This window comes from Paraburkholderia sp. SARCC-3016, assembly GCF_031119615.1.
Classification (GTDB): domain Bacteria; phylum Pseudomonadota; class Gammaproteobacteria; order Burkholderiales; family Burkholderiaceae; genus Paraburkholderia.
This window is the reverse complement of record NZ_JAVHZD010000041.1, coordinates 21,882-35,669: the sequence shown is the minus strand read 5'-3', so window position 1 is coordinate 35,669 and position 13,788 is coordinate 21,882. Positions and strand designations below refer to the sequence as shown.

Annotated in this window: 13 protein-coding genes; 5 read left to right on the top strand and 8 right to left on the bottom strand. The window is 60.1% G+C overall.

All coding sequences use genetic code 11. The features are described 5' to 3' along the window. Window positions 1–95 precede the first annotated feature (95 nt). Window positions 96–965: a LysR substrate-binding domain-containing protein gene (locus QYH69_RS31160; RefSeq protein ID WP_308835523.1), complete on the bottom strand. Its 870-nt coding sequence runs from the start codon at window positions 963–965 to the stop codon at window positions 96–98. Window positions 966–1,071: 106 nt separating this feature from the next. Here QYH69_RS31160 and QYH69_RS31155 point away from each other — a divergent pair, with 106 nt between their 5' ends. The 3 genes from QYH69_RS31155 to QYH69_RS31145 all read left to right on the top strand — a co-directional run bounded on the left by QYH69_RS31155 (window position 1,072) and on the right by QYH69_RS31145 (window position 3,865). Then, entirely contained in the window at window positions 1,072–1,401 is a 330-nt protein-coding gene (locus QYH69_RS31155; protein ID WP_308835522.1) for a cupin, read from the top strand. 137 nt (window positions 1,402–1,538) lie between these two features. Beyond that, window positions 1,539–2,219, top strand: coding sequence for an HXXEE domain-containing protein (locus QYH69_RS31150; RefSeq protein WP_308835521.1), 681 nt, complete (start codon window positions 1,539–1,541; stop codon window positions 2,217–2,219). A gap of 179 nt (window positions 2,220–2,398) precedes the next feature. After that, entirely contained in the window at window positions 2,399–3,865 is a 1,467-nt protein-coding gene (locus QYH69_RS31145; RefSeq protein ID WP_308835520.1) for an amidohydrolase family protein, read from the top strand. 63 nt (window positions 3,866–3,928) lie between these two features. Here QYH69_RS31145 and QYH69_RS31140 read toward each other — a convergent pair whose 3' ends face one another. Then, the gene (locus tag QYH69_RS31140) at window positions 3,929–4,339 is read right to left on the bottom strand and encodes a MarR family winged helix-turn-helix transcriptional regulator (RefSeq protein WP_308835545.1); all 411 of its coding nucleotides are present in this window, start codon (window positions 4,337–4,339) and stop codon (window positions 3,929–3,931) included. A 495-nt stretch (window positions 4,340–4,834) separates the two neighbouring features. On the opposite strand from QYH69_RS31140, the gene QYH69_RS31135 reads away from it, so the two are divergent. Beyond that, window positions 4,835–6,193, top strand: a complete 1,359-nt coding sequence (locus QYH69_RS31135; protein ID WP_308835519.1) for a chloride channel protein — start codon at window positions 4,835–4,837, stop codon at window positions 6,191–6,193. A 203-nt stretch (window positions 6,194–6,396) separates the two neighbouring features. Here QYH69_RS31135 and QYH69_RS31130 read toward each other — a convergent pair whose 3' ends face one another. The 4 genes from QYH69_RS31130 to QYH69_RS31115 form a co-directional block, all read right to left on the bottom strand. Next, window positions 6,397–6,687 (bottom strand): hypothetical protein, encoded by a 291-nt coding sequence (locus tag QYH69_RS31130; RefSeq protein WP_308835518.1) that lies wholly within the window; start codon window positions 6,685–6,687, stop codon window positions 6,397–6,399. A gap of 316 nt (window positions 6,688–7,003) precedes the next feature. After that, window positions 7,004–7,147, bottom strand: coding sequence for a hypothetical protein (locus QYH69_RS31125; protein WP_308835517.1), 144 nt, complete (start codon window positions 7,145–7,147; stop codon window positions 7,004–7,006). A 61-nt stretch (window positions 7,148–7,208) separates the two neighbouring features. After that, entirely contained in the window at window positions 7,209–8,087 is an 879-nt protein-coding gene (locus QYH69_RS31120) for an aldo/keto reductase (protein WP_308835516.1), read from the bottom strand. Window positions 8,088–8,313: 226 nt separating this feature from the next. Continuing rightward, window positions 8,314–8,844, bottom strand: coding sequence for a DUF417 family protein (locus tag QYH69_RS31115; protein WP_308835515.1), 531 nt, complete (start codon window positions 8,842–8,844; stop codon window positions 8,314–8,316). Between the two features lie 437 nt (window positions 8,845–9,281). On the opposite strand from QYH69_RS31115, the gene QYH69_RS31110 reads away from it, so the two are divergent. After that, window positions 9,282–9,965, top strand: a complete 684-nt coding sequence (locus QYH69_RS31110) for a response regulator (protein ID WP_308835514.1) — start codon at window positions 9,282–9,284, stop codon at window positions 9,963–9,965. Window positions 9,966–10,005: 40 nt separating this feature from the next. Here QYH69_RS31110 and QYH69_RS31105 read toward each other — a convergent pair whose 3' ends face one another. Both QYH69_RS31105 and QYH69_RS31100 read right to left on the bottom strand, forming a co-directional pair. After that, on the bottom strand, window positions 10,006–11,595 hold the full coding sequence (locus QYH69_RS31105; protein ID WP_308835513.1) for an ATP-binding protein: 1,590 nt from the start codon (window positions 11,593–11,595) through the stop codon (window positions 10,006–10,008). Window positions 11,596–12,136: 541 nt separating this feature from the next. Beyond that, complete coding sequence (locus QYH69_RS31100) at window positions 12,137–13,297, bottom strand: porin (RefSeq protein WP_308835512.1); 1,161 nt, start codon at window positions 13,295–13,297, stop codon at window positions 12,137–12,139. Between the last annotated feature and the right edge of the window lie 491 nt (window positions 13,298–13,788).

Here is a 13,788-nt window from a genome sequence, read left to right as displayed (position 1 = left end):
GTTTCAGCATACAGGCAGACTGTCCGGCTTGCATGTCGGAGCCGGACGGCCAGCTTCATCGTCTGGAATACGAGCGCCGGGGAATCCTCAATGCCCTACACGCGACTCTCGTCTTTCAGCCACTCCCGAAGGCCCTCGAGCGCGTTATCGGACCGCCCGCTCATCGTGCAGAAAGCGAAGACGGCGCCGCTCGGTTCGAAGCCAAGCGGCGCTATCAATCTGCCTTGCGACAGTTCGCGCTCGACGAGCAACGCGGGGGCAATCGCGACGCCAAGACCGGCGACCGCCGCTTCGAGAAGCAAAGACAGGTGGTCGAAGCGACGGCCATTCGCGAACATGGCCGGTTCAAGCGCGTTGCGGGACGCCCAATCCTCCCACGCGCGAGGACGCGACGTAGTGTGCAGGAGCGGCTGGCCTTGCAGTTCGGTCGGCGTTGCAATGCGATGAGGCCAGTCCGGTGCACAGACCGGGCCAATGGTCTCTTCGAAAAGGCACTCGGCGTCGACATCCGCCGGCCAACTGCGGTCGCTGACAATGAGGCAATCGACGACATGCCGCTGCAGATCGTCCATCGTCGTACTCGTCTGCAAGCGGACCCGGACGTCGGGATGGGCCGTCTCGAAACGGTCGAGCCGCGGGATAAGCCAGTTCGACAGAAAACTGCCAGGCGCACCCAGCACGATTTCGGCGATCGGGGCTTGCCCGGCAATCTCTGCGCAACGTGTCTCCAGCAGCGCGAAGATATGATCGGTAGCGAGCTTCAAATTCTGCCCTTCCGCGGTCAATCGCACGCCGCCCGCATGGCGCACGAACATCGCTTTGCCGAACCACTGTTCAAGCTGACGAACCTGATGGCTCACCGCACTGTGGGTTACGTGCAGTTCCTGCGCGGCCGAGGAAAAACTGAGGTGGCGGGCAGCGGCATCGAAGGCGCGCAGCGTATTGAGCGGGGGAAGTCGGCGCATAGGGTAAAGATGTCGATTTAGCTCACATGGGGGTGCACGAATTTATCGCTACCCGCCGGTCGTTCCCGTCGTTAGAGTGACGTCCAAGTCACGACAGGACTCTTGCATGAACGATACAGACATTCCGCTGGCCAATGCCAAGGTTCTCTATAAAACGCTGCTAAGCGAGCAGCGCTATAGCGTCTCCCAAACGACGGTTCGCGCGGGAGGCGAAACGCAGTGGCACCACCATACGCATGTCAGAGATCGCTTTGTCGTCGTTCAAGGCATCTTGACGGTCGAAACGAAAACGGGCGCGTTCATCGACAGCACGCAAGTGCGTGATCACTACACGGTCGAACCCGGCGTGATACACCACGTCAAGAACGAAACGGCAGACGATGTGGTGTACATCATGATTCAATCGGGAGGCGCACGCGACATCGTGCTCGCGTGAGGTCAAGCTTCGCAGGCGGGGCGTCATAGCGGTATCGGTTGTTCGACCGATACCGCTATGCGCGATTAATCAGCATTCGACGACGCTGAGCCAATCGTGCATGCTTGTACGGGCCGGGTTACTCAGGGAGGCTAACCATGCAGTGGAGCGGGTTCGACCTTGCATTTCCGTGGATTGGCGGTTTAGCCGCCCTTGTGCTTCTGGTTTTGCTGTTCGGCACCGATGTGCTGCGCAGCGGCTCGGTCGCGTCCCGTTGGCGAGATCCGGTCTGGATGTCATGGATGGCGACTGTCGCGTATCTGCTGCATAACGTTGAAGAGTACGGCGTCGACCTGCTGGGCCATTCGCACGCGTTCCCCAATGCACTCTGCGCGAGCCTCGCGCTCGCACCATTTCCAGCCTGCCCCATTCCTCCGGCTTTCTTCCTGGCCGTGAACATCCCTTTGTTCTGGATCGTTGGACCCTTAGCCGCCCTGCTTAGCCCACGGCATCGCCTCGTCGGATTCGCGTTGTACAGCGTGATCGCAATAAACGGCGTCATGCACGTCGCAACCGTCTTCAGGACAGGCCAGCTTTATAACCCGGGATTGTTGACTGCATTGCTTCTATTCCTTCCGCTGACGGCATGGGTGGGCTATGCATTCTTCGGAAAGGCCCGGCTGAGCTACAAGGCGATGGCATTGCTTCCGGCGTGCGGCGTGCTGTTACATGTTTTCCTTGCCGGCACAACGATCATGTTCATCAAAGGATTCATCAGCGCCACGGTGCTTATCTGGAGTCAGATCATCAATGCGGGTCTGCTGCTAGCCGTGATGTAGCTCGCGGAGCGGTGGCGCGGCGGTGCGCTATCGCGTCCAGTGGGCGCGACCAGCGCGTAAGCGCTGCGCCTCGCGTAGCGGCATTCCTGAACCAGGCGATCTGTAATCCATCTAATCCGGAAAAACACTTCCCTTCGACGCATCAGCTTCTCTTTCGCTCACGCGACAAGGAGACGGGCATGGTGTTTCTGCACGACCCGGACGGCAAGCGGCTTCCCGTCAAGCTCGACACGACCACCAACGGCGAATTCATGCCGATTCCGCTCGATCCGGTTCATCATGAGGCGCGTCGCCTTGCACTCGACGCCGCGGGCGAGCATGCAAAACAACTCGCGCTCGACCGACGCAGCTTTCTCGTCACCGCCTGCGGCGCAGCGACCACGCTGCTCGGCATGAACGATGCCTACGCGAGAAACGGCCTGACCGGTGGGTTCTTCGACGTTCCTGCCGAAGCCGCTCGCGACCTGCAGCTTGCGCGCTCGACGCTCGACGGGTCGGAGTTCATCTTCGACGTGCAGGGACATTTCGTCAATCCGACCGGCGCATGGACCAAACGGTTGCCGCCCGGCGCCACGCCGATGCGGTTTCCGAAAACCGACCATTGCATGCGCGCACAGGGCGCGGGGCGGCTCGGCTATCTGCAGTGCATCGGGTCCGACGAGTTCATCAAGGACGTATTTCTCGACTCCGACACCGACCTGATCGTGCTGTCGTTCGTGCCGTCGACGCGCGAAGACGAACCCCTGACGATCGAGGAAGCGCAAGCGACGGCCCGCATCGTCGAGCGGCTCGACGGCACGCACCGCATCTATATTCACGGCCGGGTCAATCCGAACCAGCCGGGCGACCTCGAGGGCATGGACGAACTCGCCGAACGCTACAAAATTTCAGCGTGGAAAACCTATACGCAATGGGGGCCCACCGGCGTCGGCTTCTATATGGACGACGATCCCGGTATCGCGATGATCGAGAAAGCGCGCAAGCTAGGTGTGAAGAATATCGCGATCCACAAGGGCATTCCGTTCGGCGAGCGATCGTATGAACACTCGACATGCATCGACATCGGGCGCGTGGCCAGGCGCTATCCGGACATCAACTTCCTCATCTATCACTCCGGATTCGTACCCGGTGCCGGCGAGGGACCATACAACCCGCGTCGCCCCGATGGCGTCGACGCGCTCGTCACCAGCCTGCGCGAAAACGATGTGAAGCCGGGATCGAATGTCTATGCGGAACTCGGATCGACGTGGCGTTTTGCGATGCGTGACCCCGACACCGCCGCGCATACGCTCGGCAAGCTGTTGAAAGCCTGCGGCGAGAACAATGTGCTTTGGGGCACCGATTCGATCTGGTATGGCTCGCCGCAGGATCAGATCCAGGCTTTCCGCGCGTTTCAGATTTCAGCGCCATTGCGCGACAAGTACGGTTATCCGGAAATCACGCCGGCAATGCGCGCGAACATTTTCGGCCTCAACGCGCTCAGGATCTATCCCGTTCCGGACGACGTGCTACGCAAGCATGTGAAAAACGACCGCATTGCGACCGAGCGGAACGAATATCTAACCGAGCGGCCGGATCCGAGCTTCGTGACGCACGGTCCGACGACGCGTCGCGAGTTCCTGAATCTGAAAGCGTGGGGAGCGTGAGACAAAGATCTGGCCCGGTGGGCGCTGCAAAGTCGAATGAGCAGTTGCCCATCCCGCTACCGTCTAGCGGAACAGCCAGCCGGACGCCTTGATCTCGGCTTTATGAAGTGCGGCAAGCCGGTTCAGGAGACGCTCGCCCTTCCCCGTCAGATGCACTTCGACCTGGCGACGGTCTGCCTGGCCCGGTTTTCTAACGACGAGCCCCGCCGTTTCACACCTCGATACCAGCGCAGCCGTGCCGTTTGGCGCCGCCTGAAGTCGTTCGGCCAGCTCTCCGACGCTGGCCCAGCGCCGCCCAGGGATGCCCCTGACATGAAGCATCAACTGATACTGAAGCGGCGTAACGCCTGCGATATGCGTGACGTTCTCTGAAAACCGCAGAAAGCGCCGGAGCCGATAACGGAATTCCGACATCGCCTCGAGATCCTCCTTGCTTGGAGGTTCGAATGCCGACGAATCCGTGCGCCTTACCATGTCTCCCCCAGCATAGAAGCGAATCCGTTCATGTATGTCATGTTGATTGCTGAAACCGGTACGCATTGATCGACGATGCATCCGGCTCCTTCCAGCTTGAGATGCACCAACTCCGGACCCGTCACATAACCCGTTGCCCGCCAGGCTACCGGACTCGCAGATTGTACCTGCACGGCTGCGCCGATATTGCGCGACCATCGTCTGCCGCAATCCGCTGCTGGCGTGCGCAATCCTGCATGGAAACGCCATCGCGCACGCGCACACCGAAATTCGCTAGCCAGGAAAAACGGCACAGGCCCGAACTGCCCCGCGTCGCGTGCGGCGGAAACGTGGATTAGAATGTCACATCGTGCCATATTCGTTGCCGCCGCATGATCGTCGACCACGGGCCCAGCGACGCGCCGACCGGCCGCTGCACGTATCAATGCCGCGTTTTCAACCTGCGCTGCCGTTATCCTCGTTCGGCGTCGCGCACTTACTTCGCCAGGACGCGCCATGTCGACGCAACATAGAAAAATGAACTCGCAGACATGGCTCGGCGCCCGCCTGCCGCTGCTTGGCGACAGGCGCGCACGCGCTCACGTGCGTCGGCTCTGGTTGCATTACGGCGTCTTCTGGCTCGGTGCGATCGCAGTCGGCCTGGTCGCCGTCGCTTACGCGAAACTGATCGATCTCGGCTATCAGATCTTCCTGCATTACGCGGCACAGCGCCCGTGGCTGCCGTTGCTGGTCACACCGGCAGTAGGCGCCGCGTCGGTGTGGATCACCCGCCGTCTGTTCGACGGTTCCGAAGGAAGCGGCATTCCACAAGTGATCGCCGTACTGCATGGGCCGCCCGAACTGGCCGATCGATTGTTGACGCTGCGCGTGCTGGTGGGCAAGATCCTCGTTTCGTTTCTGGCGATTCTCGGCGGATTCACCATTGGCCGCGAAGGGCCGACGATCCACGTCGGCGCGTCGCTCATGTATTCGCTGCGCAGGCTTTATCCCAGGCGCTTTCGTGCGATCCGGCCTGGCGTACTCGAGCGCCGGCTCGCGCTTGCCGGCGCGGCTGCCGGCCTCTCCGCGGCGTTCAATGCGCCGCTCGCCGGCATCGTCTTCGCCATCGAAGAGCTGACACGCAGCTTCGAGTCGCGCACGAGCGGCGTGCTCATCACGGCCATCATCTATGCAGGCGTCGTTTCGCTAGCACTGCAGGGCAATTACGTCTATTTCGGCACCATCGATATCGGGTCGCAACTGCCGCACCTGCTAGCTCCGGCCGTCATTCTGATTGGCGTCGTGAGCGGACTATCCGGCGGATTCTTCTGCTGGCTGCTGTTGAATACGCGCCGCTGGATGCCGGCTGCGCTCGTCGATTTGCGCACGCGCCGGCCGGTCGTGTTCGGCGCGCTTTGCGGCTTCGTCATCGCGGTTGTAGGGGTTCTCGCCCACGGCCACACTTTCGGAAGCGGGTATGCGGAAGCTCAGGGCATGCTCGACGGAAAGGGAAACGTCAGCGCCGTTTACCCCGCGCTCAAAATGATCTCCATGGTCGGATCGTATCTGCCCGGTGCGCCGGGTGGCCTGTTCGCGCCGTCGCTCGCGATCGGCGCAGGTCTCGGCAATACGCTGCATATGCTGCTTTCGCCGATGCAGCTCACCATGCTTATCGCGCTCGGCATGGTCGGTTATCTGGCCGCGGTCACGCAAAGCCCGATCACGGCGTTCGTCATCGTCATCGAAATGATCGATGGGCACGCGCTGGTGATTTCGCTGATGGCCACGGCGTTAATTGCAAGCCGCGTCTCGCGCATTTTTGCGCCGCCGGTATACGAAGCCTTATCGACCCGGTATCACGCACCGCGCAACTGAACCGCCGATACGTCTACTCGCGACCGCCGATCCTCTCACCGCAAATCGCGAGTTCGAAACAAGCGATCCTTGAATTTTAGGCATCTCTGAAATGACTCTCGCGCGATACGCACGGCACGCGTGGTAAAAAAAGAGCAGCCGGGCCCTAAGGTCCCGGCTGCTTCGAGCCTGAGCGGATGGCCGGGGTTGACCCGACCCGAAGCTCAGTGATGACGAAAAAGCGAAGAATCAAAACCCCGTTCCGTGTCGACTCGCGACGCTGCACGCGAGCCGGCTTCGCTGCTACCGCTACGCACGCCACCGTACGCGGTCGAGTTGTCATTCCACTGCTTCGCTTCGGCAGAGAGCGTTTGCTCGCTTTGACCACGCTGCGAAGCGGGTGCGCCAGTCGACGGATGATAAAACGGCGCCGGACCATAGCCGCTTGCAAAAGCGGGCGCTGCCAGGGCTGCGGATGCGGCGACAAGAACCGTTGCAATGATCTTCGTGTTCATAAGTACTCCAACTCGTATAGGTTAAGGATTACACCGTTACTCGCTTGCTCTTTCGTTCAAGCATTCTCGCGGCGACAGGGAAAGTGTAGGTCTCAACCTTCGAATCTTTGTACTGGCTACCCGGAAATTACTATCGCATCGATTGAAACAGCGGCGCAGCCCAGCAAACAAACGGCTCTGCGGTATTAACGACATGCCACGACTTCATATAGCGGTTTTTTGAGCCGATCGGGCATTCACGCAATTTGGGCAAGCCCCGACGTGGTACTTCCCGGCGCACCGCGTTGCATCCGTCTCGCCGGACCATTTGCCTCGGTCACCCTCCGTCGCCTTCTTTCATCGCGACTCCGAGCAGTGCAATTACCTTCCTGATCGCTTCGGCCAGTCGCTGTTCTTCGACCTGTTTCGGGCTGTACAGGAAAAGCGTACGAATCCATTCGACGATTTCGTTGGATCGCATAACCAACCTGATTCGCACAGATTCGTCGATTTGACGGATCTCCGCACCTGCTACCTGCTTTCTAGCCGACATTACGCTGCGCAGCGAGATCCTGTTCTACGGCGGCCCATTGTTCGTCCGTCAATACAAGCTCGACGGCCTTCATATTTTCTTCGAGGTGCTGGATCGACGACGTGCCCGGAATAGGCAGGATCGCGGGACTGAAGTGCAGAAGCCAGGCGAGGCAAAGCTGCGCAACGGTTGCGTCGTGACGCGCCGCGGCCCGTGCAAGCGCGGCATCCGGCATCGGCATCAACGCTCCGCCGAGCGGAAAATAAGGCAGGAAGGCCATATCATGCGCCGCGCAATACTCCACGATCGGCTGCTGCTCACGATATGCGATGTTGAACAGATGTTGCACGCTCACGACGTCTACGACTTTGCGTGCCCGGTCGATATGCTGCAAGGTCACGTTGCTCAGGCCGATATCCTTGATCTTGCCCTGCTCCTGCAATCTTGCCGCTGCGCCCAATGTTTCTTCGATCGGTATGGACGGATCGACGTCGTGAAGCTGCCAGAGGTCTAACGCTTCAACTTTGAGATTGCGCAGGCTGAGCTCCACCTGCTGGAATATGTATTCAGGGCGCCCGATAGCGCGCAACGGCGGCGGCGTGTTAGGTCCGCCATGGGCATAGCCGGCCTTCGTTGCGACGACGATGTCCTCCCTGTAGGGGGACAGCGCCTCCGCAATAAGCTGTTCGCTTATCTGCGGGCCGTATATGTCGGCGGTATCGATAAAGTTGACGCCAAGCTCGACGGCGCGCCGTAGCACTTTGCGCATCGCGGACCGGTCGGCCGGCTCGCCGAATGCTAGCGGTCCTGTCGTGCGCATTGCACCATAGCCCAGCCGCGCGACCGTCGATCGTCCAATTCGAATGGTCCGTGATGGAGTGATTTGCATTTTGGTCTGTCCTGTCAAGAATTCTCGGATTTGGCGACGAAGGACAAAAACCTATCACAGACGCTTAATGCATGTTGAACGTGAATTCAGGTCAATTCAGAAGATACTCAAATGGCTTAATGTCTCCCATTCACGGGTCGGCGATGCACAGTAAGACCTTGCAAGTGCAACGCGCGCCCGCCCCTAAGCCCAGGAATCGCGAGTCGGGAGCGCGTTTCGAACGCGGTTACGCGGCCAGGTTGTGTAGGGAGGCGTTCCGTTGATCGGCAGAGCCGCGCGCCTCGATCACCCGGGCCACGTCCTGCCTGAGCAGGTAGATGGAAACGACGAGCAAAACAAGGTCTTTCAAAAGGAAGGCCGACACGATGGTCATCGCTGGAAACCCTCCCGCAGCGGGTTCCCATGCGCCCGGAGCAAACGGGAAAATCGAAAACGTGGCGATGAAGCTGAACGTGGAACCCAGGGCGCCCAGCACGCCCAGTTTCTTGTTCCAGTACCCAAGGAACAGTAACGAGCCGAAGGTCCATTCCGCGGTTCCGAGCAGAATGCTCGTGCCGCTGACGCCCAGCACCGGAATCATCCAGAAGATAAGCGGGCCGTGCGTGATCAGTGGAACCAGCCCCGTGATTTCGGCGTTGAACCATTTGTCATAGCCGAACCAAGCGAAGATGACCACCATCGCGGCGCGCAGCAGGTGGTAGTCGAGGTCGTGCTTCAAAAGACCCGAACGGCCCAGTATGTTGACAAGGTAATTCATGCTTCCCTCTTTTTCGCGATAAATATGCAAAGAATAAATTCACGCGAAGACAGGATCTCGAATGTTTGCACGCTTTATTGGAAGCACCCGCCATCGGTCGAATTCAACAGATCAGCGGCAACTCGAAATCGCTTGCACCACACTGGACAGTGGCGATTTCGATCAGGCAACCTTACGAGCCGTATCGGCATGATCGAAACGCAACCTGTGCGCGCGCAACCGTCGTTTGCCTCGAACTGGCGGGTAGCAGTATGCTTTCCGAATGTATTTAACTGCGGCTAGCTGCGGCGCGCATGCGCGACCTGCACGCCGCAGCGCAGCATGCGGCGCTGCAAAGGCAACTTTTTAAACGGCGGTAGCCTGCTTTTGAAACGCCACCCGGCTTCTACCGACTAGCCGCTGTATCACACCGCACAAGGGTGGTGAGGAGTTCGCCGATGAATAACCGGGTTGACGAACGATCGACCGATCGGGCCGATAACGCAATTGTCTACGTTGTGGACGACGACGAGCCGGTACGCGAGTCGTTGCGCGATCTGTTGCGCTCCGCCGGCTTTAGCGTCGAGACTTTTGCGAACGCGGAAGACTTTCTTGCATTCGACCGGCCCGACGCCGTTGCTTGCGTTGTCCTCGACGTGCGGCTCAAAGGACAAAGCGGCTTGTACGCACAGGAGCGTCTAAACGAAAATCACATAAGCTTGCCCGTCATTTTCATCACCGCGCACGGCGACATCGAAATGTCGGTCAAAGCCCTGAAGCGAGGCGCAGCCGATTTCTTTACCAAGCCGTTCCGGGATCAGGACCTGCTCGACGCTGTCATGGCAGCGCTGGACACCGATCGCAAGCGTCGTGAAGAAGTCCGCTCGCGCGACGATCTGATGCGCTGCTACGGCTTATTGACGCAGCGCGAGCGCAACGTAACCGACCTTATCGTCAGGGGCTACCGCAACAAGGACATCGCCACGCAAATGAACCTGAGTGAAGCCACCGTCAAAACCCATCGCAATCAGGCGATGAAGAAAATGGGATCGACCTCGCTTGCCGAATTCGTCCTCAAGGTGCAAGCCATTGACGTCGATTCGAAGGACACCGCGCCGCGCGCGCTGAAACTGCTGCGTTAGCGGCTGATCCGAAAGTGAGCGGTTCTGTCCCGGCCTCATGTCACCAGGCGGGCGGCCGGTCGGCTCCGGAGTTCTCCATGAGCGGCATCGTGAACTCGAAGATCGCGCCGCGCGGTTCATTAACGCGCGCGACGATCTCACCTCGATGTGCATGAACAATCTTGCGGCATATCGCGAGGCCCAGCCCCATGCCCTCGGCTTTCGTGCTGTAGAGCGGATCGAACAGCCGTTCTGGATTGTCGACGGTGAATCCCGGCCCCGTATCGGCAAACGACATGCCGAAATGACCGGCGTCAGGCTTGAAGCAGGCGATATGCAGCTGGCGGGCGTGCTCGCCGTTGCGCAACATGGCATCCAGTGCATTGTTCGCGAGATTGACCACGACCTGTTGGATCTGAACGCGATCGGCACAAACGGCGATCGCGGTTTTGTCGAAGGAGGTGGCAACGGAAACGCGTTCGCGCGAGGCACGCCCCTCTATGAGGGTAAGCGCCTCACGCACGGCCTCGATGATATCGATTTCGGCCAATTGCGTAACGGAGCTGCGCGCGAGCGCTCTCAAACCGCCAATTACGGATGCCGCACGCGCAGTCTCGTCCGACATCCGGTTCAACGACTCGCGCACTTCTCCTTCGCCGCCTGGCACGTCGAGCCAACGCAGGGCGCTCGCCGCGCCAAGGCGGATTGCCGTGATGGGCTGGCTGACCTCGTGAATGATCGATGCCGCCAGTTCGCCCAGTGAGGCGAGACGCACCGCCGTGGCCAGCTCCTGTTGGGCCGCGCTAAGACGTGCCTCATAGCGCCGTCGCTCGGTGACGTCTGTCAGTACGCCATAGTATGTGGGGTCCCCCACATGGTCGACGTCGAGCGCCCCTTCGCACGCAATATATTTGATCTCGCCGTCAAGCTCGATGCGATACTCGAACTTGAGCGGCGCGCCCCTTGACACGCAGTCCGCCAGCGTATCGATAATGCGCTGCCTGTCTTCAGGAACGATCTTCGAGGTCCATTCCCTGAAGTCGATCTCAGCGAGCATTGGGTCAAAGCCAAAGAGCTTGTAACACTCGAGCGACCCAAACGATTCCCCCGTCCGCGTGTTGTACCGGAAGTCACCCATCCGGCCGACCTGCTGATGCTTGATCATCGCATTGTGCGTTTCGCGAAGTGTCTCTTGTGCGGTGATGCGCAGGCCTCTCTCCGCGTCGAGCCGTTGGCCAAGCCTCTGATAGGCAATGGCCTGGGCGGCGCTCGCCGCGAGGACCTCGAGGGCTTCCCGCGTATTCTGGTCACCGGCCTGCATCGGCCCAAGCTCGACGCAAATCATGCCGATGCGCCGGCCCGACGCTTCGAGGGCGGCGCTCACGATGCTCGGATGGGGACCGCCTGGATGCCCTCGGCTGGCAACCGGAAGACCAAAGCTGATTTCTGTTTCTTCGAGCACGCTGGGATCGATTGAAGCGAGCGGCTTCGGCATCGACAGATGTTTCCAGTGTGCACCGGCAGGCAGCGCAATGCCGGACGCCGCGGATGCCTCGATCTCTTGCCGCGAAAGCGCGTCGAGCCTCACCGACCCATGGAGCGCCCCAGTGCGATCGCGTGCCTCGGCAAGGAGCCGGCGCGCGACAGCCATCGGCGTCTGCCCGCGCGCTATCGCGCGACAGGCTGCACTGAGCGAGCGGCAAGGTCGAGTCAGACGTTTCGGGCCGGAAAACATACGTGAGGTAGTCATATGAACGCATCAGGTCGATCGAACGCGAACTTTACAGGGGACGCGACCATGCAGGTGCTTCGCCCCAAATTTCATGCCTGATGTGAACAAAAGTACAAGCCGAAGTTGACCGGCGAAGCCTGTCTAGTCTCGCTTCAATCAGGGGGAGAAAGCAAGATCTGTGCGTTTGGCAACGCGGCAACATTCGCGCTTTTTGCTTCGATTCCCGGTTGCGCTGCAGCAACGCACTGGATATCCGGAACTCCGGCCGCGCGCGCCCTGCTCGCGTTTATTCTCTGCAGCGAAGGCGGTCTGCGATTCTTCCAGTCGAGCGCGGGAGTTAAAACCCGTCAATTGTGTGTCGATTCTCAATCGACGGGTTTCTATTGCATCGGTTCAACACAACGTGACGTCCGCACGATGCCGCGCCTGCGTCACGGACGAAGCGGCCCAAGCGTGCACATCAGAAGCGGTGACGCAGACCGACGCGGCCAACCGTCTGATAACGGTTCGAAGACGGCGACAGTCCGGCCAGGTTCGCCGTCGCGCCATGGCCGGTGGAGTCGTGTCCATTGGCCACCTGATAGTCGACCGCCGCATACACGTCGGTGCGCACCGACAGTGCGTATTCAACACCGCCCCCAAACTGGCTGTAGTTCGCACCACCGACCGTTCCGTTCGCGGCGCTGCCGTGCAGATAGTTGTATGCGACGCCGGCGGCCAAAGCCGGCGTGATGTGATACTGAACGCTCGCCTCGACGTCGTTGAACACCGCGGTGCCATGATTCAGCGAGGCGATATTGGCGAAGCGTACATTCGACCAGTTTGCGCCGATCGTCGCCGGCCCGATCGAATACGTGCCGGCCGCCGCGACTACGTGGTACGAACTCGCGCTCGCATAGCCGCTGAACACGGGTGAGCCGGTAAGCCCGTTCGACGTTGGCGTGTCGCTCGGGTTGCTGCCGAATAGCGACGAGGCCGGGTTACGCGCATCGAGGTACGCGGCGCCAAGATTGAGCGGACCGTGCTTGTAGCCGACGCCGACCGAGTAGATCTGATTGGTGCCGACCGAACCCGGCACGCCGCCAAAGCTGTAGACGCCGCCAAAGGTCAGCCCTGCGTAGTCGGCGCTCTTGAACTTGACCGCGTTGTTCGTGCGCCGGCTATTGTTGAAGTTGTCGAGATCGGCCGGATGCGCCGAGTGGGCCGTGCCGACGCTCGTGTCGGCAAACGCATACGTGCCGACGTAGTCGACAACGCTGTCGTACTGCCGGCCGAGCGTGACCGTACCGAACTTGCTGCTGATGCCGACGAACGCTTGCCGGCCAAACTCGGCGCCGCCCTGGCTGAGCCGGCCGTTATTCAGTTCGAAACCATTCTCGAGCTGGAAGATCGCCTTCAGGCCGCCACCGAGATCTTCGGCCCCGCGCAAGCCCCAGCGTGAACTGTTCAGACCGCTCGCGGAATCGAGCCGGTACTGCCGCGCCCCACCACCGGAGGTAGCGACATTGCTGATGGCCTCGAAACCTTCGTCGATCAGGCCATAAAGCGTCACGCTGCTTTGCGCATGTGCGATCGATGCAAACGTCGATGTCGTAGCGATCGCGACCAATGTCTTTTTCATCGGAGTGTCTCCGTTTCAACTTGTTGATATGTCTGCCACTTGATTAGATATCCATATTTCGTGGCGCGGAGGAAATTCCAGCGACTCGCCAAGGTCGCGAGGCAGGACATTTCTATGCGTGTAAACCGGCGAGCGAGACAAGTATTCCCTGCTCGTCAAAACAAATTCGCCGTGCGGCTCCAGGATTTTTTTCCTGGCTCGCGTGGAATAACCGGAGACGTCGGCCGGTTTACGCACCGTTAGCCGCACATCGATGTGTCGGACGGCTACGCATGGAGCAACAAAAGAGAGGAGAGAGGTTGATATCCAACCCGTTACCGATATGGATAACCAATAATGACCGAACCGAGCCAACAACAAATGGTCGCAGCCGCGCCCGAATTCAATGGGCTTTATCCGGCCATCGGACGCATTCCAGAACGCAGCGTGTTCGCTGGAAAAGATGGGTCGCGCTCGCCATTGCATCGGCGGCGTTCGCCGGCTGTACGACC

Excerpts from the sequence above, each read along its gene's own strand:
- QYH69_RS31160 (WP_308835523.1), bottom strand. The coding sequence starts at position 965 with ATGCGCCGACTTCCCCCGCTCAATACGCTGCGCGCCTTCGATGCCGCT.
- QYH69_RS31155 (WP_308835522.1), top strand. The coding sequence starts at position 1,072 with ATGAACGATACAGACATTCCGCTGGCCAATGCCAAGGTTCTCTATAAA.
- QYH69_RS31150 (WP_308835521.1), top strand. The coding sequence starts at position 1,539 with ATGCAGTGGAGCGGGTTCGACCTTGCATTTCCGTGGATTGGCGGTTTA.
- QYH69_RS31145 (WP_308835520.1), top strand. The coding sequence starts at position 2,399 with ATGGTGTTTCTGCACGACCCGGACGGCAAGCGGCTTCCCGTCAAGCTC.
- QYH69_RS31140 (WP_308835545.1), bottom strand. The coding sequence starts at position 4,339 with ATGGTAAGGCGCACGGATTCGTCGGCATTCGAACCTCCAAGCAAGGAG.
- QYH69_RS31135 (WP_308835519.1), top strand. The coding sequence starts at position 4,835 with ATGTCGACGCAACATAGAAAAATGAACTCGCAGACATGGCTCGGCGCC.
- QYH69_RS31130 (WP_308835518.1), bottom strand. The coding sequence starts at position 6,687 with ATGAACACGAAGATCATTGCAACGGTTCTTGTCGCCGCATCCGCAGCC.
- QYH69_RS31125 (WP_308835517.1), bottom strand. The coding sequence starts at position 7,147 with ATGCGATCCAACGAAATCGTCGAATGGATTCGTACGCTTTTCCTGTAC.
- QYH69_RS31120 (WP_308835516.1), bottom strand. The coding sequence starts at position 8,087 with ATGCAAATCACTCCATCACGGACCATTCGAATTGGACGATCGACGGTC.
- QYH69_RS31115 (WP_308835515.1), bottom strand. The coding sequence starts at position 8,844 with ATGAATTACCTTGTCAACATACTGGGCCGTTCGGGTCTTTTGAAGCAC.
- QYH69_RS31110 (WP_308835514.1), top strand. The coding sequence starts at position 9,282 with ATGAATAACCGGGTTGACGAACGATCGACCGATCGGGCCGATAACGCA.
- QYH69_RS31105 (WP_308835513.1), bottom strand. The coding sequence starts at position 11,595 with ATGGCTGTCGCGCGCCGGCTCCTTGCCGAGGCACGCGATCGCACTGGG.
- QYH69_RS31100 (WP_308835512.1), bottom strand. The coding sequence starts at position 13,297 with ATGAAAAAGACATTGGTCGCGATCGCTACGACATCGACGTTTGCATCG.